This window comes from Streptomyces sp. NBC_01622, from assembly GCF_045209635.1.
Classification (GTDB): Bacteria; Actinomycetota; Actinomycetes; order Streptomycetales; family Streptomycetaceae; genus Streptomyces.
This window is the reverse complement of sequence record NZ_CP109293.1, coordinates 1,742,746-1,764,977: the sequence shown is the minus strand read 5'-3', so window position 1 is coordinate 1,764,977 and position 22,232 is coordinate 1,742,746. Positions and strand designations below refer to the sequence as shown.

Here is a 22,232-nt window from a genome sequence, read left to right as displayed (position 1 = left end):
CTCGTCCCCGCAGGCGCGCCCCGTCCGGGACGCCGCCGACCTCCCCGAGAGCCCCGAACCATGGACCTTCATTCATCCTCTGCCGCCGTTCCGCCGGTGACCTCGCCCGCTCTGCCGCGCGAGGAGGGCCACGCAGCCGGGCTGCCGCGTTCCTCCATGGCGGTCGCGGCGTTCTCGACTGTGGTCGAGTGGTACGACTTCACGCTGTACCTGTTCATGACCACCGTGCTGTCCAGGGTGTTCTTCGGCTCGGGAGCCTCGTCCGTCCTCACCGCACTGGCGGTCTTCGCCATCGCCTACGTGATGCGCCCGTTCGGCGCGCTGGTCTTCGGTCACGTCGGAGACCGGCTTGGGCGGCGCAGGGTCCTGCTGGCCTCGATGTCCGTCATGACGGTGGCCATGCTGGTCACGGCCCTGCTGCCCACGCGCGAGCAGATCGGCTCCACGGCGGGCGTCCTGCTGTTGCTGCTGCGCTGCGTCATGGGCTTCTCGGTGGGCGGCGAGTACACCGGCGTCATGACCTACCTCGTCGAAGGCGCCCCTCCCCGGCGGCGCGGCCTCGTCGCGTCCCTGGCCTCCGCCGCCAGTGAGGTCGGCGCGCTCCTCGCCGTCGGCGCAGCCGCCCTGACCACCGCGCTGACCAGCGGCCCGGCGCTGGACTCCTGGGGCTGGCGCATCCCGTTCCTCTTCGGCGCCCTGCTCGCGGCGGGCACCCTGATAGCGCGCTCCACCATGCAGGAGTCCCCGGCGTTCGAGCAGCTCCAGCAGGCGCACGGCGCCGACCGCGGCCCGCTCAGGCAGACCTTGCGAACCCAACGCCCGGCGCTGTACCGGACGTTCACGATCTCCGCGCTGGGGTCCATCACCTATTACGTGGGTATCACCTACGTCCCCACTTACCTCACGTCCGTGGGCGGCTTCGCGGAAAGTGACGCACTGTGGCTGGCGACACTGGCCTCCGCCGCAGTCATCGTCGTCACGCCCTTCGCCGGTGTGATGGCCGACCGCCTCGGGCGGCGGCCCACTCTCGTGGTCTTCGGTGTTCTGTCGCTGGTCCTGCCGGTGGCGATGTTCGCGTTCATGACCGGCGGACATGCCGTGCTCGCCCTCGTCGGAGCCGTGGTCCTGGCTCTCGTGGCGGGCGGTGTCAGCGCCGTGGGTGCCTCCTCCGCTCCGGAGCAGTTCCCGGTCGCCGGTCGGCTCAGCGGGCTCGCCGTGGCAACGGTCGCTACGACGATCTTCGGCGGCCTGACGCCGTACGCCTCCCAGGCTCTGATCGACGGCACCGGATGGCGTCTCGTCCCCGGGATCATGGTCGCCGGCGTCGCTCTCCTGGCCCTGCCCATTCTCTGGCGCCTGCCGGAGACGGCACCTTCGCGGCTTGTTCCTGCCCGCCGACCGAGCAACGGAGGAAACCTTGAGGGGCACAGGACATGACCAGCCGCGAGCCCTCCGGGAAGATGCCCCGGCCCGGCGGCCGAGGGTGAGCGCGGTGAATCGCCACAGCTCCAGCCTTGGATGGGACGGCCCCGACCTGAACATCGAACTCGCGCAGTGGACTTGGTAGGGAGGCATCGTGCGCTGGGATGAACTCACCGAATCCGCCGGCGGCGCCGGACTCTTCGGCATACAGGTCGTCCGCACCCGAACCTTCGACACCCCGGACTTCCGAGGCATCACCTTTCACGAGGTGCACGCGAAGTCGATCGTGAACCGGGTGCCGAAAGGCTCCGAGATGCCCTTCGACTGGACCGTGAACCCCTACCGCGGTTGCTCGCACGCCTGCACCTACTGCTTTGCCCGTGGCAGTCACCGTTACCTGAATCTGGACGCGGGCCCCGGCTTCGACTCGCAGATCGTGGTGAAGACCAACGCCCCGGAGCTGCTGCGCCGCTGTCTGGGTTCGAGCCGTTGGCGCGGAGAGCACATCGCACTGGGCGCCAACGTCGACTGCTACCAGCGAGCCGAGGGCCGTTACCGTCTGATGCCAGGCATCCTGGCGGCCCTCCGGGACCGCAGCAATCCCTTCTCCGTCATGACCAAAGGCACCCTCGTTCTGCGCGATCTGGAGTTGCTGCGGCAGGCGTCCCAGGTCACCCGGGTTCATGTCGCGGTGTCCGTCGGGTTCACCGACGACCACCTGTGGCGCACGGCCGAACCGGGAACCCCGCCGCCGTCGGCCCGCCTTGACGCCGTCCATACCTTGGCCGACGCCGGGATCGAGGTCGGCGTGCTGATGATGCCGATCATTCCCTTCCTCGGCGACTCTTCGGGGCAGTTGCGCCGAACGGTGCGCGCGATCGCGGCCAGCGGTGCCGCGTGGCTGACGCCTGCGGTGTTGTATCTGCAACCGGGAGCCCGCGAGTGGTTCATGGAGTGTGTTCGGCGGGACCACCCGTCCTGGGCGCCTCGGTTCGAGCAGATGTACGCCGCCGGGCCGTACGCACCGAGGTGGTACCAGAAGCGGATCGTCCGTCAGGTGACGCAGCTGGCCGAGGAGTTCGGCATCCGTGTCCGTAGGGAGGACGACCCGTGGCGAGTTACGCCTCCGGAGGGTCAGGGGGACACAAACGGACCCGTCCAGCTCACTCTGCTCTGAGCGACTGCCGGGGAACCTTCGCCACAGGCGCGGTTCTCGCCAGGGGCGTGGACCCGGGCCCCGCCTCAGCGGTCCAGACGGAAGTGCGCCAGCTTGTCGCTGTCGATGGTCAGCCCGAGGCCGGTTCCCTCACGCACACGCAGTGTTCCGGACTCGATGACCAGGGGCTCGGTGAGCAGGTCGTCCGCCATGTCGAGGAAGTTGGACAGCTCGCCGGCCCGGCGGGTGGTGGCCCGGTGCGCGGCGCCGAAGGCGACCGCGCACAACGTACCGATCTGCCCGTCGATCTGGTTGCCGATCACCACTTCGACGCCCATCGCCTCGCACTGGTTGAGCACGCGCGCCGAGGTGGTGAAGCCGGTGCGGGCCGTTTTGATGCTGATCGCGGTCGCGCCGCCACCCAGGAGTTCGCGGGTTACATCGGCAGGGGTGGGTGCGCTCTCGTCGGCGACGAAGGGAATCCGGGTCTGAGATACGAGCCACCGCCGGCCCAACACGTCGTCGGCGGGGCACAGTTCCTCGGCGAGGTCCAGGTCGAGATCGTCCATCTCCCGCAGAGCGCGCGCGGACTCGGAGGCGCTCCAGCCGCGGTTGCCGTCGATGTAGAGCTCGACATCGTCGCCCAGCGCCGTGCGCAGAGCCCGGCACGCCTCGACGTCCAGCCGGTAGGGCCGGCGACCCACCTTCACCTTGAACGTGGTGATGCCGTACGTGTCCCGAACCCGCTCCGCCTCGGTCACCATCTGTTCGGTGGGAGCGAAGCCGACCATGTGGCTGACCCGCATGCGGTCCGACCAGCCGCCGAGGAGTTCGGTGACCGGCATTCCGGCGGCCTGTCCGATGACATCCCACACGGCCATGTCGATCGCGGCCTTCGCCGTCGGATTGCCCACCGTCCGATCCAGGCGCGCGTGGATCACCTCACGCTCCAGGGCTGACAGCCCGGTGATCTGCGGCGCGAAGACCTTGCCGATCACCGCGACGATCGACTCCTGGGTCTCGCCGTAGGTGTAGGGGCGTGGCGGCGCCTCCGCCGTGCCGATCAGCCCCTCGTCGGTGTGCACGCGTACAAGGACATGGTCCGCGACGTGCACCTCGCCGCTGGCGAACGTGAGCGACTTGCGGAAAGGGATGGCGAAAGGGACGGCTTCGATCTTGGTGATCTTCATTGTCTTCCTTTCGCGGACCGAGCGCGGACTCGGCAGCGGTCGAAGGGCCGGTCGGTGTGGCGTCGGCGAGCGGAGACCTCGTACGGGTCCGTCGGCACGGCAGAACAGGCGCCGCCACCTACTGCGACGCGAGATAAGTTCTGATGATCTGGCTGTCGTCCAGGTCGAGGAGTCCCATTTCTGCGGCTCGCCGGTACTGGCCGGCCGCTGCACGGGCGAGTGGCGCGCGGGCACCGGCCCGCTCCGCCTCTCGCACGACCAGGTCGTTGTCCTTGGCGAGGATCGCGAGGCGGGTGAGCGCGTCCTCGGCGACGGGTGGCGTGGCCATGCGCGGGCCGCGGTCCTCGAAGAACCAGGACGAACCGGAGCTGCCGCTGAGGATCGGCACGATCCGTGCCGGGTCCAGGCCCAGGCGGGAAGCGAGCGAGAGCGCTTCCGCGGCCGCGGCCAAGTGCACCGAACTGCACAGCTGGTTGACGACCTTCACGGCTTGTCCGTCGCCGGGCCGGTCACCGACTTCGGCGATCTCGCCCAGGGGGCGGAGGACGTCGCGGACCCGGTCGAGCGCCGCCGGACTGCCCGCGGCGAGAATACGCAGCCTGCCCTGCTCGGCACCGGGTACGCCGCCCAGGACAGGGGCGTCCACGACGTGGGCACCGGCGTCGGCCAGCAGACCGGCGGCCCTGCGCCCGTCCTCGGGGCCCACTGTCGATCCGATGACCCAGGTCTGGCCGGTCAGCGGGCCGCGGGCGGTGGCGGCAGCGATGGTGTCCAACAACTGGCTGCCCGTGGCGACCATGACCAGGACGACATCGCCCAGGGAGACCGACGGGATGTCGGGTGCGGTCCGCAGGCCGACGGCCTGCGCGAGTGCGCGTGTCCGCGGACTCGGGTCGACGGCCGTGACCGCGAATCCGGCGGCGGCCAGACGGCACGCCATGGGCAGTCCTATCGCACCGACGCCGACGAAGGTCACCGTCACGCACGATGTGCCGGCGTCGGTCGTGGATGCCGGGTCCGGTCGCTGCGTCGCCATCGATCGCTCCTTCGTGCAGACGCCTGGTCTACGGGGCTCCGGGTGACAGGGACGCTACGCCCGCCTATCTAAACCTGGCCAATACCAATGAGCGATGTATCAATACCCAACCCGTCAAAATCTGGTGTGGGCAGCGCCGACTCGCTGACCTCGACGACTCGCGCCAGGGCGGTCGACGGATTGTCGGTCCGCCAGGCGAGGGCGGAGACCAGATGACTGGGCCGGATGCCCTCCAACGGCCGGTACACCAGACCCACCGACTGGACGGGGCACACGGAGCTGAGCGTGATGGTGACACCGGCCCCCGCGGCGACCAGCGCGAGCACGGTGCTGGAGTCCGGTGCGACCTGGACGATGCGCGGCCGGAAGCCGGCCGAGTGACAGAGTGAGACCATGGTCGACTGCAGCATCGAGCCCTGGTCGTGCGGCAGGCTGACGAAGTCGTCCCGGGCGAGATCACCGAGCCTGATGCGCTCGCGGTCGGCGAACGGGTGGTCGGCGGGCAGCGCGCACACGAGTTCCTCCAGCTCGACGGCGCGGGAACTGAGCTCCGGATGGGCAATGGGCAGACGCACGAACGCCAGGTCCAGCGCACCCGAGAGGAGTTCCTCCAGGGCTGTGTAGACGTAGGTCTGGGACTGGAGTACCAGCTCGATGCGCGGGTGGGTGCGGCGCACGGCCGTGGCCAGGAGCGGCAACAGACGCTGGCTGGACGCGCCCGCGAAGCCGGTGCGTACGCGCCCCTCTTCGCCCGAAACGATCGACGCGGCGATCTCACGGGTCATGGCGGCTTGGACGAGGGTGCGACGCGCCGGATCGAGCAGCCGCACCCCTGCGTCGGTCAACGCCACGGTACGGGTGCTGCGCTCGAACAACTGCAGACGCAGCTCGGTCTCCAGGCGCCGGATGCGGTTGCTCAAGGGCGGCTGGGCAACGTGCAGTCGGGCAGCGGCCCGTCCGAAGTGCAGTTCCTCGGCCACCGCCACGAAGGCTTCCAGGTCACGCAAGTCCACGATTCCACTCCCCTCATTAATATCCATAGGTTACAAGTGATGAGCTGATTGGTATTGGACCCGTTAATTCTCCTGGGCGAGGATGCCTCTCACCGGGGGCAGGAGCTCTCGGCCCGGCATCGCGGAACCGAGGAGAAGGAGACCGGCATGGATCTTCGTCTGCAGCATGTGAACGTGTGTTCCGACGACATGGGCGAGCTGCACCGTTTCTACTCGGAGGTGCTCGGCCTGCCCATGTCGCCCCTGCCGCCGATGATCGACCACGAGGGTCACGACGAGGACGAGTCCCAGGGGGAGGGCGCCTGGCGGCAGAACGTCGCCTTCTTCGAGGCCGGCGACGGCGGCCGCGACCAACTGCAGATCCACGCCAGCCGTCGTCAGGCCTATCTCGGTCCCCGCATGGGGCACTCCATCAACCCCCTGCTGACCGGGCACTTCGCATTCCGCACCGACAACATCGCCGAGGTGCGCGAGCACCTGACCAAAAACAACGTTCCGTTCGCCGACTACGGCGAGTGGGCGGTCAAGGGCTGGGACCAGATCTTCCTGACCGACCCGGCAGGCAACGTGATCGAGATCCACCAGTTGATGGACTGACGCCGTGTCCCACCCATCCACCGCTCCCGCCGGACGGACGCCCGAGAACCGCTGGCGCACCAGACCGGACCGCTCCACCTGGGGAGACTTCGGCCCGGACGACGTTCTGGGACGGATGAACCTGGTCGGTCCCGAGCAGGTGCGCAAGGGGCTCGCCGAGGTGCACGACGGCATCACCTTCTGCCTGTCGCTGGCCCTCGACCAGCCCGGCGGCACGGTCCTGGGCCCGAACCGGTTTCCCCCGGTGGTCCGTCCCACCCTTCGCTCCGGAGCGGTCAACTTCAACTGCGGCATGGGCGTGGCCCACCCCGGCGCCACGGACGTCGTCAACGACGACCTGGTCGTCCTGCACACCCAGTACTCCACCCAGTGGGACGCCCTCGGACACATCGGAGCCTGCTTCGACGCCGACGGCGACGGCACACCCGAGACCGTCTACTACAACGGATGGCGGGCGGGCACGGACGTCACCGGACCGGTCGGCGCCGCTCGGGCAGGCGCGGCCAGCCTCGCCGACATCGAGGGCATCGCGCAGGGCACGGCCTCCAGCTCCGACGCCGGTCCCGTGGACATCAGCCACCTCGCCGGCCACGGAGTGCAGGGCCGCGCCGTACTCGTCGACCTTGAGGCCCACTACGGCACCACCCGCGCCGCCATCGGATACGAGGAGCTCGCGGCCGTCCTGGACCTCGACCGGGTGACGGTCGAGGCGGGCGACATCCTCCTCCTGCACACGGGCTTCACCCGCAACCTGATCGACGGGAGCGGCCGACCGCGGCCTGACGCCACTGGTGACTGCGCCGTCCTGGACGGGAGCGACCCGCGGTTGCGGGCATGGATCCGCGACAGCGGTGTGGCGGCCATCGCGGCCGACAACCACGCCGTCGAAGCCTTCCCCGATCCGAAAGCGGAGCCGGGGCGGCCCGTGCTGCCCCTGCACCGCCTTTGCCTGTTCGAACTGGGCATCCACCTCGGAGAGTTGTGGTGGCTGTCCGACCTGGCCCGGCACCTGCGCCGAACGGGTCGCTCACGCTGCCTGCTCACCGCACCGCCTCTGCGCCTGCCCCGCGCCACCGGCTCCCCGGTCACCCCGATTGCGACGGTCTGACATGACACAGTCCACCGAACGGCTCCTGGTCACCGGCGGAGCGTCCGGCATCGGCCGCGCCATTGTCGAGGAGGGACTTTCCCTCGGCTGGGACGTCGCGGTCATCGACCGGGACCGGGCGCCGGCCGGTCAGTCGGTGACCGCGGACCTGTCCGACCCCGACGCCACCGCGGACGCCTTGGCGGAAGTCCTGGCCGGCGGGCCCGTCACCCGCCTGGTGAACAACGTGGGTGCCGTCTTCCCGCAGCGACTGGAGGAGACGACACTCGGCGAGGTCGACGCGGCCCATGCGCTCAACCTGCGCTGCGCCGTCCAGTGCACCCAGGCCGTGCTGCCGGGAATGAAGGCGGCCGGCTTCGGCCGTGTGGTCAACATGAGCTCACGCGCCGCGCTCGGCAAGGAACTGCGGACCGCGTACGCGGCCTCCAAGGCCGCCCTGATCGGACTGACCCGCGTCTGGGCCCTGGAGCTGGGTGAGCACGGCATCACCGTGAACGCCATCGGTCCCGGCCCCATCGCCACCGAACTGTTCAACCGCGCCAATCCGGCCGACGCGCCACGCACCAAGGCGATCGTGCGGTCCGTGCCGGTACGACGCGTCGGCACCCCGGAAGACGTCGCCCATGCCGCCTGCTTCTTCCTCAGCGGGCGGGCGGGATTCGTCACCGGCCAGACCCTCTACGTCTGCGGCGGCATGACGGTGGGCGTCGCTCCTGCCTAGGCCCTGTCGTCACATTCCCGTCTGCCCCGCGACGCCATGCACGTTCAGACCACCCGTTTGCCCGGCCGCGGTCGGCGCGGACACGCGGCTGACCCACACCCTGCCGTTCCACCTCGACGAGAGAGGGGAGCACGCCATGCAGATACCCATCAAGGCCACGCTCGACCGGATACCAGGCGGCACCATGGTGGTCCCGCTGTTCGTCGGCGCCGTCGGCCATACCGTCTGGCCCTCGGCCGGCGGCTTCTTCGGCTCCTTCACCGGCGGTCTGCTGTCCGGGGCCGTTCCGCTCTCCGCGGCCTTCTTCGTGTGCCTGGGCACCACGTTGGAGTTCAGATCCACCGGTCAGATCCTGATCAAGGGCGGGTCCCTGCTGGGGGCGAAGATCCTCAGCGCCCTGGTTGTCGGTGTGGTGGCGGCCAGGTTCCTGGGAGAGGGCGAGATCTCCTCCGGCGCCTTCGCCGGGTTGTCGGTGCTCGCTCTGGTCGCGTCGATGAACGACACGAACGGCACCATGTTCGTCACGCTGATGCATCAGTTCGGCCGGTCCAAGGACGCTGCCGCCTACGGCGTGATGTCCATCGAGTCCGGCCCGTTCTTCACCATGCTCACCCTGGGCGCGGCGGGACTCGCCGCCTTCCCGTGGCAGGCCATGCTGGGTGCGGTGCTGCCGTTGGTCGTCGGCGCGGTCCTGGGCAACATCGACCGCGGCATGCGCGACTGGCTTTCACCTGTCTGTGGCGGTCTCGTCCCCCTGATCGCCTTCGCGTTGGGCAGCACGATCGACCTGGGTGCCGTCTGGAAGGCCGGTGTCCTCGGTATCGGTCTCGGCGTGTTCGTGTTCCTGTGGACGGGCCTGTTCCTCTTCTCGGTCGACCGGCTCACCGGCGGAACCGGTGTGGCCGGGGTCGCGGCGGCGACGACGGCCGGCAGCGCCATCGTGGTGCCCGCGATCGTCGCCGAGGTCAATCCGGCCTACCGGGAAGCCGCCGCCTCCGCCACGGTGCTGGTCGCCGCCTCCGTTGTGGTCACCGCGATCCTCGCGCCCCTGGGCACCGCATACGTCGCGGCGCGCACCGCGAAACCGCTGGCCGGACAGGACGCGCACGCCCTGTCCAAGCCGACCCGTGCCGACGGCGATCCGGTCGCCGATGGCGCGCAACGGAACGACGGGATCACTCCGACGCATGAGCAGACCCGGGCCGGGGACCGCGGCCCCCGGCGGCCCTGATCGGTGCTTGACGGACCGTCACCACTCGACCTCCCGCCGACCGTCAGGCACCGTCAGGGGTCGGCCCTCCCACGGCTGTCTCCACGACGGAACGAGGGGTCGGGGTGGCGCTGGCCGCCCATGAGCGCGGAATGAGGGCCGCTATGGCGAAGGACGCGGCCGCGGCGGCGACACCTATGGCCAGCACGGCCCGCAACCCGTTCTCCGAGGGCAGTTCGACACCATGGAAGCCGATGGTCATGTGGGCGATGACCATGCCTGCCACGGCGCTGGCGACCGTGTTGCCGATCGCCCGCATCAGCGTGTTGAGACTGGTCGCGGCGGCGGTCTCCGACAGGGGCACCGCGCCCATGATGAGCGTGGGCAGGGCGGCGTAGGCGAGACCGGTTCCGACGCTGACGACGCAGGAGGCGACGATGAGCTGCCAGACCTCGGACATCATCACCATGGAGAGCAGGTAGCCGAGTCCGATGACCGTGGAGCCGAGCATGAGGGTGAACTTCGGCCCCCTGGTCCTCGTGACGCGGGCGGAGAGCGGGGAGGCGGCCATCAGCATCAGTCCCTGTGGGGCCAGGACCAGGCCCGTGACGACCAGGCTGGTACCCAGCCCGTAGCCGGTGGCCTTCGGAAGCTGGAGGACCTGCGGCAGGACCAGCTGCATGGCCAGGAGCGTGAAACCGATCGCCACCGCCGCGAGGTTGGTGAACAGCACCTGGGGGCGTGCGGCGGTGCGCAGATCCACCATGGGGTGCGGCGTGCGGAGTTCGAACCAGCCCCACAGCGGCAGGACGATCGCGGCCGCGGCGAACAGCGCGAGCGTGGTGCCGTCGTCCCAGCCCCAGTCCTCGCCCTTGGAGACCGCGAGGAGCAGGCATGCCAGGCCGGTTGCCAGGCCGACCGTGCCGGTGATGTCGACGCGTCCGCCCGTGCGTACCTTCGATTCGGGTATGTACCGGACGACGAACAGGGTTGCTACGGCCGCGAGGGCGCCGCCGATCCAGAAGAGCAGGTGCCAGTCGACCTTGTCGGCGATGAGCGCGGCGGTGGGCAGCCCCACGGCGGCGCCCACCCCGAGAGAGCCGAGCATCACGGCGGTCGCCATGGGGAGGCGCACGACCGGGGTCTCCTCGCGGAGGATGCTGACGCCGAGGGGGATGATCCCGTTCGCAAGGCCCTGCAGCGCGCGACCGATGATCATCGGGGTGAGGGAGTCGCTCAGGGCGCAGATCACCGAACCCGCCACCAGCAGCCCCATGTTGATCAGGAGCATGCGGCGCTTGCCGTACATGTCGCCGAGCCGCCCCATCACGGGTGTGGAGACGGCACCGCACAGCAGGATGACCGTGACGGTCCAGGCGGTGTCCGACGCGGGGGCGTTCAGGTACTGCGGGAGGCGAGGGACGATCGGGAAGACCAGGGCCTGCGTCAGGGCGTCCGTGATCCCGGCGAAGGCGAGCACCGCCACCAGGGTGTTCGTGCGTAAGTGGGCGGGTTTCGCCGTGCCGGCGAGTGCGGGGTTCGAGGGGGACATGGATCAGGCCTCCGTGTGGGGGAGCCGCCTGCGACGGCCGTACGGAATGGACGATCAGGGGAAACTCTCGCGCCGGGAGGCGCCGCGGATCAGGTCACCAGCGGACGGGCAGTTCGTGGACCCCGAAGGTGGCCATGTCGTGCCGGAATTCGACCTCTTCGAGCGGTACCGCCAGGCGAAGGTCCGGCAGCGCCCGCAGGAGTGCGGGGAAGGCCTCCTGCAGTTCGACGCGGGCCAGGGACTGTCCGAGGCACTGATGGATGCCGTGGCCGAAGGCGAGGTGGCCGCGGGCGTTGCGGCCGATGTCGAGGTCGTCGGGGTTCCGGAAGAAGCCGTCCCGGTTGGCGGCGGGAAGACTGATGGTCAACAGGTCCCCGGCTCGCACGAGTTGGCCTCCGATGGTGAGGTCCTCGGCAGCCACCCGCCACACCATGTCCTGGGCGATGGTCAGATAGCGCAGGAGTTCTTCGACGGCGCCCGCGACCACACCCGGGTCGTCGCTGTCGCGGATCCGGGCGGCCTGGTGGGGGTCGCACAGCAGGGCCAGGGTGCCCAGACCGATCATGTTGGCCGTGGTCTCGTGCCCGGCGTGCAGCAGGATCTGGGCGATCATGGCCACTTCCTCGTGGCTCAGCTCTCCGGTGGCGACGCGTTCCACGAGCAGCCGGCTGATGAGGTCGTCGCCCGGTTCGCGCTCCTTGTGCTTCACCAGCGCCACGATGAAGTCGAAGAGTTCCCGCCGCGCGGCCGTCCTTTCGTCCTCCTTCGCGTCGAGACGAGCGAGGGTGGCGGCGTGCTCCTGGAAGAACGCGTGGTTCTCGTACGGCACTCCGAGCAGCAGTGAGATCGCCAACGAGGGTACGGGCAGCGCGAAGGCGCGCACGAGGTCGGTCGGCTGTCGTCCCTCGGCGGTCATCTCTTCGAGAACGCGGTCGATCAGATCGCGAAGCTGTGGCCGCATCGCTTCCATGCGCTTGACCGTGAACTCGCCGGTGAGCATCCGTCGGGTGCGGGCGTGGTCGGGGTCGTCCTGGCGCGGGAACGCCGGCGGCATTTCTGCGTCCTGGGCGCTGGGCGCCATCACGGGATACCGGCGGACGTCCGCGCTGATCCGCGGGTCGCCCAGCGCCAGTCTGGCGTCCTCGTAGCGGGTCACCGCCCAGGCGGTCCTGCCGTGCGAGGTCAGCACGCGCGGTAACCCCGTGTCGAGACGCCACTGCGTGTACTCGGCCGGGGGATCGAAGGGGCAGGCGGACGAGCGTAGTCCGGGGAAGGAAGGGAGTTCGATGCTGCCGTGGCTTCCGGGCGGAGTGTTCACCGCTACTCCTGTGGGGGCTTGGGAGGGCGTGGGACGACACCAGGACTTACAGCGCCTTAGGTTACGAAGACTTAGGTCACTGTAACGGTGTCCTATGCGGATCGGAATCCTCCTCTTGGCGGATCTCGGAAGAGCTGCCGCAGCCGCACCGGCAGCTCGTAGAGGTCGCTCTGCGTCACCACAGGCTTGTTGCGCAGTTCACGGCGGGAGACCGCGAGCGCGAGGTCGGGGAAACGGGCGTAAAGCGCCGGCAGGGCCACTCCTGCGTCCAGGCGGGAGAGGGCCGCACCGGGGCACACGTGCGGATCGTGGCCGAAGGAGATGTGGCGGCTTCGGGTCGCGCGGGTGGTGACGAACGACCCAGCAGTCGGGCCGTGGGCCTGCTCGGCGGGGGTTGAGGAACATCCATGTCAGATAGTGCGCTAACTGAGCGTTTGGTCCGGTGATTCGTGTTTGGTTTCGGGTCAGGTTCCGCGCCAGTTCGGGGTGGCTTCGCCGGTGAGTCTGCGGGCCATGAGGTCGATCATGGCGAGGTGGATCATGGCTTCGGAGCGGTGCGGGTGTGTCTCGTAGTCGCGGGCGAGGCGTCGGTGGTGCATGAGCCAGCCGATGCTGCGCTCGATGGTCCACCGTCTCGGGATGATCGTGAACCCGCGGGCGCCGGGCGGGCGTTGGACGGGGTGGACGTCGATGCCGAGGCGGGCTCCGTGCTCGATGGCAGTAGTGCGGTAGCCCGCGTCCACCCAGGCCTTCGTGATGTGCGGGTGGGCGGCGGCGATGCGGGACAGCAGGGTCACGCCGGCTGCGGTGTCGGAGACGCTGGCGGCGGTGACCAGCACGGTCAGCAGCAGGCCGAGGGTGTCGCAGCCGAGGTGGCGCTTGCGCCCGATGATCCGTTTCCCGGCGTCCGTGCCCTGGTCCGCGAGGTGCACGTTGGCGGAGGTCTTGATGGTCTGGGAGTCCAGCACGCAGGCCGACGGCTCCGCGCCTCGGCCCTCGGCTTCGCGGACCAGGCGCCGCAGCAGGCCGGTGAGCTGCTCGAACACCCCGTCCTGTTGCCACTTGGCGAAGTACCCGTAGGTCGTGGCCCAGGGCGGGAAGTCGTGCGGGAGGTAGCGCCAGGGGATGCCGGTGCGGTCCACGTACAGGATGGCGTTCATGATCTGGCGCAGGTCGTGTTCGGGCGGTCGGCCGATGTCCAGTGCGCGGGCGCGGCGCTGGTCCCGCCAGGATGTCAGGACGGGCTCAATCAGTTCCCGGCGGGCGTCCGACAGGTCTCTGGGATAGGGGCCGCGCGGGGTCGTGTTTGCGAAGTAGCCGACCGCGGCCGGCCCTGCCAGCGGTCAAAAGGCGGCGCTCGGGGGCGTGTTGGGAGCAGACAGGAGCAGTCGGAACGAAACGATTCCCGGGCGTCGCGGACGGGTCGACCGCCCCGTCAAGCACAGCCACCCCGGCGCCGCAGGACTCTGGAAACGGCCCCGACTCGGCCGAGACCGGACCAAACGCTCAGTAAGCTTGGTGTTTAACCTCGGCCGTTCACCTGACCCGCTGATCTTGGTTCGTTCCCGGGACAGCAGGGCGGCCGTTCTTCACGCTTCGAGGTGTCGAGCAACGTCGCGTGAAGGAACGGCCGCTGGTGAAGAGTCTCGCCGCTGAACAGTCCACTGACGCCGCGTTGGGTGTCCTGTCCCACTTTCGTGTCCAGTTCTACGACTGCCTCTACACCCGGGCGGATGCGCTCTTCGAGCTCACCGACGCGGTGCTGTGCTCGGACGGCCCGGTCACCTCGCTGGTCGAGCTGACGCTCACGGCCGAGCACCGGCGCGGGCACGGAGCGATGTACGACGCGGTCAACCACGGCTGGGTGGAACCGCGCCGTCTGCGCAGGCTGCTGGCCTCCACGCCGCTGCCGCGTGCCGCCGACGGGCGGATCGTCCTCGCGGTGGACGTGAGCAACTGGCTGCGGCCCGATGCCCCCACCAGCCCGGAGTTGCTGTTCTGCCACGTCTACGGACGGGGCCGCAGCGCGGATCAGTTCATCCCCGGCTGGCCCTACTCCTTCGTCGCCGCGCTGGAGACGGGACGCACGTCGTGGACGGCCGTGCTGGACGCGGTCCGGCTGGGGCCGTGCGACGATGCCACCGCGGTGACCGCCACCCAGCTGCGGGACGTGATCACCCGGCTGGTGCATGCCGGGCAGTGGCGGCCGGGCGACGCGGACATCCTCGTCGTCATGGACACCGGCTACGACGTCACCCGCCTCGCCTACGTCCTTGCCGACCTGCCCGTCGAGCTGGTCGGCCGACTCCGCTCGGACCGCGTCATGCTCCGGGACGCCGGCCCACGCCGCTCCACCCCGCGCGGCGGACAGCCCCGCAAGCACGGCGGCGTCCTCACCTTCTCCAAGCCGGAGTCCTGGCACACCCCCGACCAGGCCACGACGTGCGACACCACCCGCTACGGCACGGCCGAAGCCCTCGCCTGGGACCGGATGCACCCCCGATTGCAGGCCCGTGGCCCCTGGCTCGACCACTGCGGTGAACTCCCTTTGATCCACGGCACGTTGATCCGGCTGAAAGTTGAGCACCTGCCCGGTGACCGCGACCCGAAGCCGGTGTGGCTGTGGTCCTCACGCACCGGGATTACCGGCGCAGACATCGACCTGCGCTGGCAGGCGTTCCTCCGCAGGTTCGATCTTGAACACACCTTCCGGCTGTTCAAACAGACCCTGGGCTGGACCGTCCCCAAGGTCCGCGATCCGCACACGGCCGACCTGTGGACGTGGCTGATCATCGCCGCCCACACCCAACTCCGCCTTGCCCGGCCCCTCGCCGAGGATCTTCGTCGGCCCTGGGAGCGGCCGGCGCAGCCTCGTCGGCTCACCCCTGCCCGGGTCCGCCGGGGGTTCCGCCACCTCCGCGTGAAGACCGCCCGTCCCGCCGACGTGCCCAGACCCTCCAAGCCCGGACCCGGACGCCCACCCGGCTCGAAGAACCGCAGGTCAGCCCCACGTCACGAACCTGGGAAGACCGTGAAACGAATCGAAACCCTTACCGAACACGTCCGCCTGAAACAGCAGCGAGGTTAATGATCAAGGTAAGAAGCTGTTGTCTTTTCGATTTTGAGAGATGCGCGTCGAACGGGAATCCCGATCGGGTGGTCGCGGGGCGCTGGGCGCATAGGAACAGGGCCTCCTGAACAGCTCGTTGGTGTCGAATCGCCGAGCAGCAGGAGGCCTGGTGCAGCAGTCGTGCGTGCCGATGGCCGGGCAGTCCAGCGCGGTCACCTGGGAGTGCGACTGTCTGGCTCACCGGTTCGGAAACGCCGCCGGCAACGGGACGCGGCAGCCTCGCTACCCGACGGACATGACGGACGGGGAGTGGGCCGTGGTCCGCCCGCTACTTCCGGTGCCGGGCTGGATGCGTGGCCGGGGCGGCCGATCGGAGGGGTACCGCCACCGGGCCATGCTCGATGCAATCCGGTATCTCGTGGACAACGGGATCAAGCGGCGGGTAGTGCCTGTACTGACCCGAGAGGTTGGGGACGCGGCTGGCGGGTGGTAGCCCCTTCAGAGCGGTGTGTGGCCGGTGATGGTTGTAGTTGTGCAGCCAGACGGGGAACGCGTCGCGGCGTTCCTGCTCGCTCAGGTAGGGCCTGGTGTAGGCCCATTCGTCGAGGAGGGTGCGGTTGAAGCGCTCGCCCTTCCCGTTGGTCTGCGGGCGGTAGGGGCGGGTGCGTTTGTGCACGATCCCCGCATCAGCCAGTGTGGTTGCCCACGTGCGTGAGCGGTAGCAGGAGCCGTTGTCGGTCAGGATGCGCTGGACGGTGATCCCGGCCCGAATGAAGAACTCCTGTGCTCGGGCCCAGAATGCGGAGGCGGTCTCCTTCTTCTCGTCGGCGAGGATCTCGCTGTAGGCCAGGCGGGAATGGTCGTCTACTGCGTTGTGGAGGTAGCTGTAGCCCCCGCCGATACGGTTCTTGCGGCCGACCTGGCGGCCCAGCACTTGATGGCCGCCGCCGTTGGGGATGTTTCCGAGCTTCTTGATGTCGATGTGTACCAAGTCGCCTGGTTCGGTGTGCTCGTAGCGTCGGATGACGCGTCCCGTGGCAAGGTCCAGGTGCGACAGGCGGGCGATGCGGTATCGGCTGAGGACTCGGTGCACGGTGGAGGGATTGAGGCCGAGCAGGTAGGCGATGCGGGCTGGGCCCCAGCGGCGTAGAACACGGACTTTGATGATGCGCCGCTCCATACGGGTCGGAGTACGGCGCGGGCTGTGGTGGGGGCGACTGGACCGGTCGCGCATGCCGACCTCGCCTTCCTCTCGGTAGCGGTCCGCCCATCGTTTAGCGGTAGTGGGCGAGACTTGGAAGCGTTCGGCTGCCCGTCTCAGCGGCCAGCCATCTCGTATGACGCAGAGAGCCAGTCGGAGGCGGCCGGTTTCGGTCAGGGGCGCATTGCGGTGAGGCATGAACGTCTTTCTGAATCAGCACATAGCGGCGGCCGGGCGCGCTGGTGCGACCGACCGCGAGTGGGTGGAGAAGGGGATCAGGACAGGAGGCGGAGGGACTCCTCCCAGAGGCGTTCTGCGTTGGCGGTGTCGAGTGCGTAGGTTGCGACTCCACCGGCCCAGCCGTTGCCGTCGGTGACCGGGACGGCTTCGTTGCAGTCTTCGAAGTAGCGGCCGCCGATGCCCTCCAGTTGAGGAGAGGTGGCCAGCAGCACGGAGGTTGCGGCGCCTTGCTGGGGCGTCTTGCGGCGCTCGGGCGGGGTCCTGAGGCCGCCGGTGTGGCGCTGGAGGTTGGTGGCGATGGCTCCGGGCATGAGGGCGTTGGCGGTGATGCCGTCGGCTGCCCAGCGGCGGGTGGCTTCGACGGCGAAGAGCACGGTGGCGGTCTTTGACTGCCCGTAGGCCAGCAACGGATCGTAGGGGCGGTAGTGGAAGTTGATGTCGTCGAAGACCACCGGGGAGATCAGATGTCCGCTGGAACTGACAGCCACGATTCGTGCGTCGCCGTCGGCGGCTAGTGCGTCGTGCAGGCCGGTGGCCAGGGCGAAGTGACCGAGGTGATTGGTGGCGAACTGCATCTCCCAGCCCTCGGGGGTGCGTTCGAGTTCGGGCGTGGCCATGATTCCGGCGTTGTTGACCAAGAGGTGGAGCGGCCCGTCCCACGCTTGTACGAAGGCGTCCGCCGAAGCCCGGTCCGCGACATCGAGGCGGGTGACGTGGATGTCCTTGTTGCCGGTGGTCGCGGTGATGTCGGCAGCGGTTGCTTCACCTGCTGCCGTGTTGCGTACGGCCAGCGTCACCTGGGCGCCGGTGGCTGCCAGGGTCCGGGCGGTCTCGATGCCGATGCCGGAGGTGGCGCCGGTGATGATCGCCCGCCGTCCGGAGAGGTCGATGCCGCGGGCTACTTCGTCAGCCGTAGTGGAGAAGCCGAAGGGGGTCGTGATGCGAGTCATGATCAGATTTCTTTCGCGAGAATGCGCGGGACGGGAGGTACCCGGGGGCTCAGCGCGGGGAGGGCATCAGAGAGGTCATGGGGAGGGACAGGCCGGGTGGGCTGGTGAGGTCGCGAGGGTGACCGCATCGACCAGGCCGTCGGCGCCGGCCAGTGCACGGCGGCGCAGTTCCTCCGCGTCGAGGCCGTGGGCCCGTACGGTGTCAGCGAAGTGCTCGATGTCCTTGCGCATCAGGCCCTGCAGGTGGAGGGCGTTCTCGGGGGTGATGACGGTGCCGAGCGCGCGCAGTGAGGCGCTGCCACCGCTGCTGTCGCGGATCACGTCGAGGAGGGCCGGGATGTCCACGTGAAGCTGTTGGGCGAGGCGGACCAGGTCCACGGCGTTCTTCAGGTTCGACATCGTCATCGCGTTGTTGAGGAGCTTGGTCATCTGACCGGTCCCGACCGGACCCATGCGGCTGACGCGGGTGGAGAAGGTGGCGAGTACCGGTGTGCACCGATCGAAGGCGACCGCGTCGCCGCCGACGAACGTGGTCAGGGTGCGGGCCTGCGCCCCTGGGCCGCCGCCGCTGACCGGAGCATCCAGGTAGAAGACGTCGAGGCCGTACAGCGACTCGGCGATCGTCACGTTCTCGCCCGGATCTCCGGTGCCGTGATTGACGACCACCGTCCCCGGCCGGAGGTGCTCGCGTACCCCAGGGGTGTTCAGGACGTCCCAGATGTCGCCGTCATCGCGCAGGCATAGCGCCAGGATGTCGCTGGCGGCCACGAGATCGACGACCGTGGCATGAGCGGTGTGCGGGATGCCGGCCATCGCCTCCAGCGACGTCGGGCGCCGGGCCCATACGTGGAGGTCGAAACCACGGTCCCCGATCGCCTGGGCCATAGGGGCACCCTGGTCTCCCAGGCCGATGAAGCCGACGGCCGGACTCCGTTGTTCGGGGCTGCTCACTGCGGCCACCTTCCAGATAGGGCCATGGACGCGGAAACCAGAACATTCCGCATGGCCTTTCCCTGCCATGGTCACTCCGCGCCTCTTCCCCAGCCAGGGCCGTCTCAACACTGGTAGTGCCAGGACCAGGAAACCCAGCCACAGATCATCAGCCGACGGGGCAGATCAGGCTGGGGCGGAATGCCTCGTACCGTGGAGCAGGTGAGCGCCAACCATCTCGGCAACTACCTCCGAGCGCGTCGTGACCTCGTCGACCCCAAGGACATCGGCCTGCCCGGAGGCGGCCGCCGCCGTGTGCCCGGCCTGCGCCGTGAGGAGGTCGCCCTGCTCGCTGGCATCAGCAGCGAGTACTACCTACGCCTGGAACAAGGACGCGACCAAAACCCCTCACCGGCCGTGCTGGACGCCCTCGCCCGCGTCCTCCAGCTTGACCTGGACGCGACCCGGCACCTGCACGCCCTCGTCACTCCCACTCCACGGCATAGCCGCCCGCCCCTGGACGACGAGCGCGTTCCCCTCGGCATTCAGCAACTGATCAGCACATCCTGGGCGGGCACCCCTGCGGTGGTCTTGAACCGCTACATGGATGTACTCACGGCCAACTCCCTGGCCATCGCACTGGCTCCCAGCAACCAGCCAGGCACCAATGCCATACGGTCCGCTTTCCTCGACCCGCGTATGCGCTCCCTGTACCTCAACTGGGGAGAGATGACCATCCGCGCCGTCGCCAGTCTGCGCGCCCTCATCGGCTCGAACGAGAGCGATCCACGCGTCGGGGAGCTGGTGAACGAACTCTCCGCAGAGAGCGAGACTTTCCGCCGCCTATGGGCGCGCCACGACGTCAGCCCCCGAGGTGCCGGCGCCTCAAAGCTGGACCACCCCCAGGTGGGACGGCTGGAGCTGCATTACGAACGACTCCTACTCGCTGGCACTGACGGCCAGCTCCTCGTCGTACATCACGCCGATCCCGGTAGTCCTTCCGCACAGAAACTGGCCCAGCTCACCGACACCCTCAGTACGTAACGATCCAACGCGGCTCCCAGGACCAGCCGCTGTCCCTAACCTCCGTGGACAGAACACGAGCACCCTCAGGACTCCAGGAAGGCGAGGATGTCGGGGTTCAGGACGTCCGGGTGGACCTGCAGCATCCCATGGGGGTAGCCCTCGTAGCTCTTGAGTGTTCCGTTCTTGAGGAGTTTCGCGGCAAGCGGTCCGGAGTCCTCGTAGGGGACGACCTGATCGCCTGTGCCATGGCAGACCAGAACGGGGATGTCGATCTGCTTGAGGTCCTCGGTAAAGTCCGTCTCGGAGAAGGCCTTGATGCACTCATAATGGGCGTTGGCCGCGCCCATCATGCCCTGGCGCCACCAGTTGTCGATCAGGCCCTGCGAGACCTCCGCGCCCGGCCTGTTGAAGCCGTAGAACGGGCCCGTGGGGACATCGATGTAGAACTGCGCGCGATTGGCGGTGAGCGCGGCGCGGAACCCGTCGAAGACGTCGATCGGCGTGCCGTCCGGGTTATTAGCGGACTTAACCATGATCGGCGGCACCGCGCCGACCAGCACGGCCTTGGCCACTCGTCCGGCCTTTGCGCGGGCTGCGTACCTTGCCACCTCGCCGCCGCCGGTCGAGTGGCCGATATGGAAGGCATCCTGGAGGTCGAGAGCGTCGGTCAGCGCGATGACATCGGCCGCATAGGTGTCCATGTCGTGTCCGGTCGAGGTCTGGGTGGAACGGCCGTGACCCCGGCGATCGTGCGCGATCACGCGGTAGCCGTGCGACAGGAAGAACAGCATCTGGTTGTCCCAGTCATCCGCACTCAGTGGCCATCCGTGGTGGAAAACCACCGGCTGGCCGTCGCGCGGCCCCCAGTCCTTGTAGAAGATGTCCGTGCCGTCAGCGGTGGTGATCGTGGTCATTGCTGAACCTTCCGCTCGAAAGGGGAGTCCTGAAAAGCAGGACGACGGATGGGCAGGAGACGGAGTGGGGCACCCTGGTCTCCCAGGCCGATGAAGCCGACGGCCGGACTCCGTTGTTCGGGGCTGCTCACTGCGGCCACCTTCCAGATAGGGCCATGGACGCGGAAACCAGAACATTCCGCATGGCCTTTCCCTGCCATGGTCACTCCGCGCCTCTTCCCCAGCCAGGGCCGTCTCAACACTGGTAGTGCCAGGACCAGGAAACCCAGCCACAGATCATCAGCCGACGGGGCAGATCAGGCTGGGGCGGAATGCCTCGTACCGTGGAGCAGGTGAGCGCCAACCATCTCGGCAACTACCTCCGAGCGCGTCGTGACCTCGTCGACCCCAAGGACATCGGCCTGCCCGGAGGCGGCCGCCGCCGTGTGCCCGGCCTGCGCCGTGAGAACGATCCAACGCGGCTCCCAGAACCAGCCGCTGTCCCTAACCTCCGTGGACAGAACAGCTAGGGCGGGATGCGGAGCCGACGGCCGGTGTGATCGACTCGCAGTCGGTCAAGGCGGAAGCCGTCGTCGGAACGGACAGCTGCGGCTTCGACGGCGGCAAACTCGTCAACGGCCGCAAGCGGCACGTCGTGGTCGACACGCTCGGCCCTGCTGGGCGTGATGGTCACCGCTGCGGACACCGGCGAGCGAACTGCCGCTCGCGTGCTGCTCGGGCAGGTCGCCGACGTGCACCACCGGTTGGAGCTGGTCTGGGTCGACGGCGGCTACACCGGCAGCCTCGTCGCCCACTGCCTCACCACGCTCGCGCTGGTCCTGGCGATCGTGAGACGCAACGACGACACGCGCGGCTTCACAGTGCTGCCCAAGCGGTGGATCGTCGAGCGCCTCTTCGCCCACCTGATGCGAAGCCGCCGTCTGGTGCGCGACTTCGAACACCGCACCACCAGCGCCGAAGCGATGGTCTACTGGTCGATGACCCTGCTCATGACACGCCGTCTTGCCCGGCCAGCCCCGGGGCGAGAGTGAACCGGCCCGGCTGTTGCTCGGCCAGCCGGCCCCGCGCGACCGGGCGCTTCGCTTTCGACCGCAGCAGGTCAGCTCCTCTTGACGGAGCCGCTGCCGGTCCACGAGCGCGGTAAGGATGCGCTGGTAGTCCCCCGACAGCACCTCCCAGGCCAGCCCCTCACGCCACACCGGCACCTGCGACTTCGGCTTCGCCGCATCCCGGGGTTCCGGCGATGCATACGCATCCCGCGGATCCTCGGTGGCCTCCGTGCCGACGGTGTTGCCGTCGTCCGGAGCCAGCACCGTGTCGACCCGCCTGCGAGCAATCGCCCACTCCTGCCATTCCTGCTCGGCCGCGGCCAGTTCGGCCTGGATACGGTCGGCCTCCTCCCGCAGCCCGTTGAGTCGACGGCGAGCGGCGAGCTCGTGCTGTTCCAGCAGTCCGACGACTGACGGCATTCATGACCTCCCGGGGAGCGACGACCCGACAGGCCACAACTCCCGCGGAATCACCACTGCTAATCCCCGACCAGCGGAAACGCACCGATCACACCCGCAAAGACAGCAG

At 68.8% G+C, this 22,232-nt stretch carries 19 protein-coding genes and 4 pseudogenes; 11 read left to right on the top strand and 12 right to left on the bottom strand.

Annotation, left to right across the window (positions count from 1 at the left end; translation table 11 throughout):
- The first annotated feature begins 96 nt into the window (after positions 1-96).
- Both OH768_RS08155 and OH768_RS08150 read left to right on the top strand, forming a co-directional pair.
- Entirely contained in the window at positions 97-1,437 is a 1,341-nt protein-coding gene (locus tag OH768_RS08155) for an MFS transporter (RefSeq protein WP_406451520.1), read from the top strand.
- Between the two features lie 139 nt (positions 1,438-1,576).
- A complete protein-coding gene (locus OH768_RS08150; protein WP_406451518.1) occupies positions 1,577-2,599 on the top strand; it encodes an Rv2578c family radical SAM protein in 1,023 nt (340 codons plus the stop codon).
- A 65-nt stretch (positions 2,600-2,664) separates the two neighbouring features.
- Here OH768_RS08150 and OH768_RS08145 read toward each other — a convergent pair whose 3' ends face one another.
- The 3 genes from OH768_RS08145 to OH768_RS08135 all read right to left on the bottom strand — a co-directional run bounded on the left by OH768_RS08145 (position 2,665) and on the right by OH768_RS08135 (position 5,817).
- Entirely contained in the window at positions 2,665-3,768 is a 1,104-nt protein-coding gene (locus tag OH768_RS08145; protein WP_406451516.1) for a mandelate racemase/muconate lactonizing enzyme family protein, read from the bottom strand.
- A gap of 118 nt (positions 3,769-3,886) precedes the next feature.
- The gene (locus OH768_RS08140; RefSeq protein ID WP_406451514.1) at positions 3,887-4,804 is read right to left on the bottom strand and encodes an NAD(P)-dependent oxidoreductase; all 918 of its coding nucleotides are present in this window, start codon (positions 4,802-4,804) and stop codon (positions 3,887-3,889) included.
- A 68-nt stretch (positions 4,805-4,872) separates the two neighbouring features.
- Entirely contained in the window at positions 4,873-5,817 is a 945-nt protein-coding gene (locus OH768_RS08135; RefSeq protein ID WP_406451512.1) for a LysR family transcriptional regulator, read from the bottom strand.
- 147 nt (positions 5,818-5,964) lie between these two features.
- Here OH768_RS08135 and OH768_RS08130 point away from each other — a divergent pair, with 147 nt between their 5' ends.
- The 4 genes from OH768_RS08130 to OH768_RS08115 all read left to right on the top strand — a co-directional run bounded on the left by OH768_RS08130 (position 5,965) and on the right by OH768_RS08115 (position 9,474).
- Entirely contained in the window at positions 5,965-6,414 is a 450-nt protein-coding gene (locus tag OH768_RS08130; RefSeq protein ID WP_266880000.1) for a VOC family protein, read from the top strand.
- Between the two features lie 4 nt (positions 6,415-6,418).
- Positions 6,419-7,522 carry a cyclase family protein gene (locus tag OH768_RS08125; protein ID WP_406451510.1) on the top strand — a complete coding sequence of 368 codons (1,104 nt, stop codon included), beginning with the start codon at positions 6,419-6,421 and terminating at the stop codon, positions 7,520-7,522.
- Position 7,523: 1 nt separating this feature from the next.
- Positions 7,524-8,243, top strand: a complete 720-nt coding sequence (locus OH768_RS08120) for an SDR family oxidoreductase (RefSeq protein ID WP_406451508.1) — start codon at positions 7,524-7,526, stop codon at positions 8,241-8,243.
- 136 nt (positions 8,244-8,379) lie between these two features.
- The gene (locus OH768_RS08115) at positions 8,380-9,474 is read left to right on the top strand and encodes a 2-keto-3-deoxygluconate permease (RefSeq protein ID WP_406451506.1); all 1,095 of its coding nucleotides are present in this window, start codon (positions 8,380-8,382) and stop codon (positions 9,472-9,474) included.
- A gap of 43 nt (positions 9,475-9,517) precedes the next feature.
- Here the strand turns inward: OH768_RS08115 and OH768_RS08110 are convergent, their stop codons facing one another.
- The 4 genes and pseudogenes from OH768_RS08110 to OH768_RS08095 form a co-directional block, all read right to left on the bottom strand.
- Positions 9,518-11,005 carry an MFS transporter gene (locus tag OH768_RS08110; protein ID WP_406451504.1) on the bottom strand — a complete coding sequence of 496 codons (1,488 nt, stop codon included), beginning with the start codon at positions 11,003-11,005 and terminating at the stop codon, positions 9,518-9,520.
- Between the two features lie 94 nt (positions 11,006-11,099).
- On the bottom strand, positions 11,100-12,323 hold the full coding sequence (locus OH768_RS08105) for a cytochrome P450 (RefSeq protein WP_406451502.1): 1,224 nt from the start codon (positions 12,321-12,323) through the stop codon (positions 11,100-11,102).
- Positions 12,324-12,415: 92 nt separating this feature from the next.
- A pseudogene (locus OH768_RS08100) lies at positions 12,416-12,709 on the bottom strand (hypothetical protein); the annotation flags it as partial.
- Positions 12,710-12,787: 78 nt separating this feature from the next.
- Positions 12,788-13,663, bottom strand: a complete 876-nt coding sequence (locus tag OH768_RS08095) for an IS5 family transposase (protein ID WP_406465187.1) — start codon at positions 13,661-13,663, stop codon at positions 12,788-12,790.
- A gap of 296 nt (positions 13,664-13,959) precedes the next feature.
- Here OH768_RS08095 and OH768_RS08090 point away from each other — a divergent pair, with 296 nt between their 5' ends.
- Complete coding sequence (locus OH768_RS08090) at positions 13,960-15,411, top strand: NF041680 family putative transposase (protein ID WP_406451500.1); 1,452 nt, start codon at positions 13,960-13,962, stop codon at positions 15,409-15,411.
- A 172-nt stretch (positions 15,412-15,583) separates the two neighbouring features.
- Entirely contained in the window at positions 15,584-15,886 is a 303-nt protein-coding gene (locus OH768_RS08085) for a transposase (RefSeq protein ID WP_317880310.1), read from the top strand.
- On the opposite strand, the pseudogene OH768_RS08080 reads toward OH768_RS08085, so the two are convergent.
- The 3 genes and pseudogenes from OH768_RS08080 to OH768_RS08070 all read right to left on the bottom strand — a co-directional run.
- Positions 15,845-16,792: pseudogene (locus OH768_RS08080) on the bottom strand (IS481 family transposase); the annotation flags it as partial. The gene OH768_RS08085 and the pseudogene OH768_RS08080 overlap by 42 nt on opposite strands.
- 77 nt (positions 16,793-16,869) lie before the next feature.
- The gene (locus tag OH768_RS08075) at positions 16,870-17,784 is read right to left on the bottom strand and encodes an SDR family NAD(P)-dependent oxidoreductase (RefSeq protein WP_406451498.1); all 915 of its coding nucleotides are present in this window, start codon (positions 17,782-17,784) and stop codon (positions 16,870-16,872) included.
- A 75-nt stretch (positions 17,785-17,859) separates the two neighbouring features.
- Positions 17,860-18,735 (bottom strand): NAD(P)-dependent oxidoreductase, encoded by an 876-nt coding sequence (locus OH768_RS08070; protein ID WP_406451496.1) that lies wholly within the window; start codon positions 18,733-18,735, stop codon positions 17,860-17,862.
- A gap of 201 nt (positions 18,736-18,936) precedes the next feature.
- Here OH768_RS08070 and OH768_RS08065 point away from each other — a divergent pair, with 201 nt between their 5' ends.
- Complete coding sequence (locus OH768_RS08065; RefSeq protein WP_406451494.1) at positions 18,937-19,758, top strand: helix-turn-helix domain-containing protein; 822 nt, start codon at positions 18,937-18,939, stop codon at positions 19,756-19,758.
- A gap of 65 nt (positions 19,759-19,823) precedes the next feature.
- On the opposite strand, the gene OH768_RS08060 is transcribed toward OH768_RS08065, so the two are convergent.
- On the bottom strand, positions 19,824-20,654 hold the full coding sequence (locus tag OH768_RS08060; protein ID WP_406451492.1) for an alpha/beta fold hydrolase: 831 nt from the start codon (positions 20,652-20,654) through the stop codon (positions 19,824-19,826).
- 311 nt (positions 20,655-20,965) lie between these two features.
- Here OH768_RS08060 and OH768_RS08055 point away from each other — a divergent pair.
- Positions 20,966-21,100 (top strand): annotated as a pseudogene (locus OH768_RS08055) (transcriptional regulator); the annotation flags it as partial.
- Between the two features lie 207 nt (positions 21,101-21,307).
- Positions 21,308-21,685, top strand: coding sequence for a transposase (locus OH768_RS08050; RefSeq protein ID WP_406465186.1), 378 nt, complete (start codon positions 21,308-21,310; stop codon positions 21,683-21,685).
- On the opposite strand, the pseudogene OH768_RS08045 reads toward OH768_RS08050, so the two are convergent.
- Positions 21,642-22,123, bottom strand: a pseudogene (locus OH768_RS08045) (hypothetical protein). The gene OH768_RS08050 and the pseudogene OH768_RS08045 overlap by 44 nt on opposite strands.
- Positions 22,124-22,232: the final 109 nt, after the last annotated feature.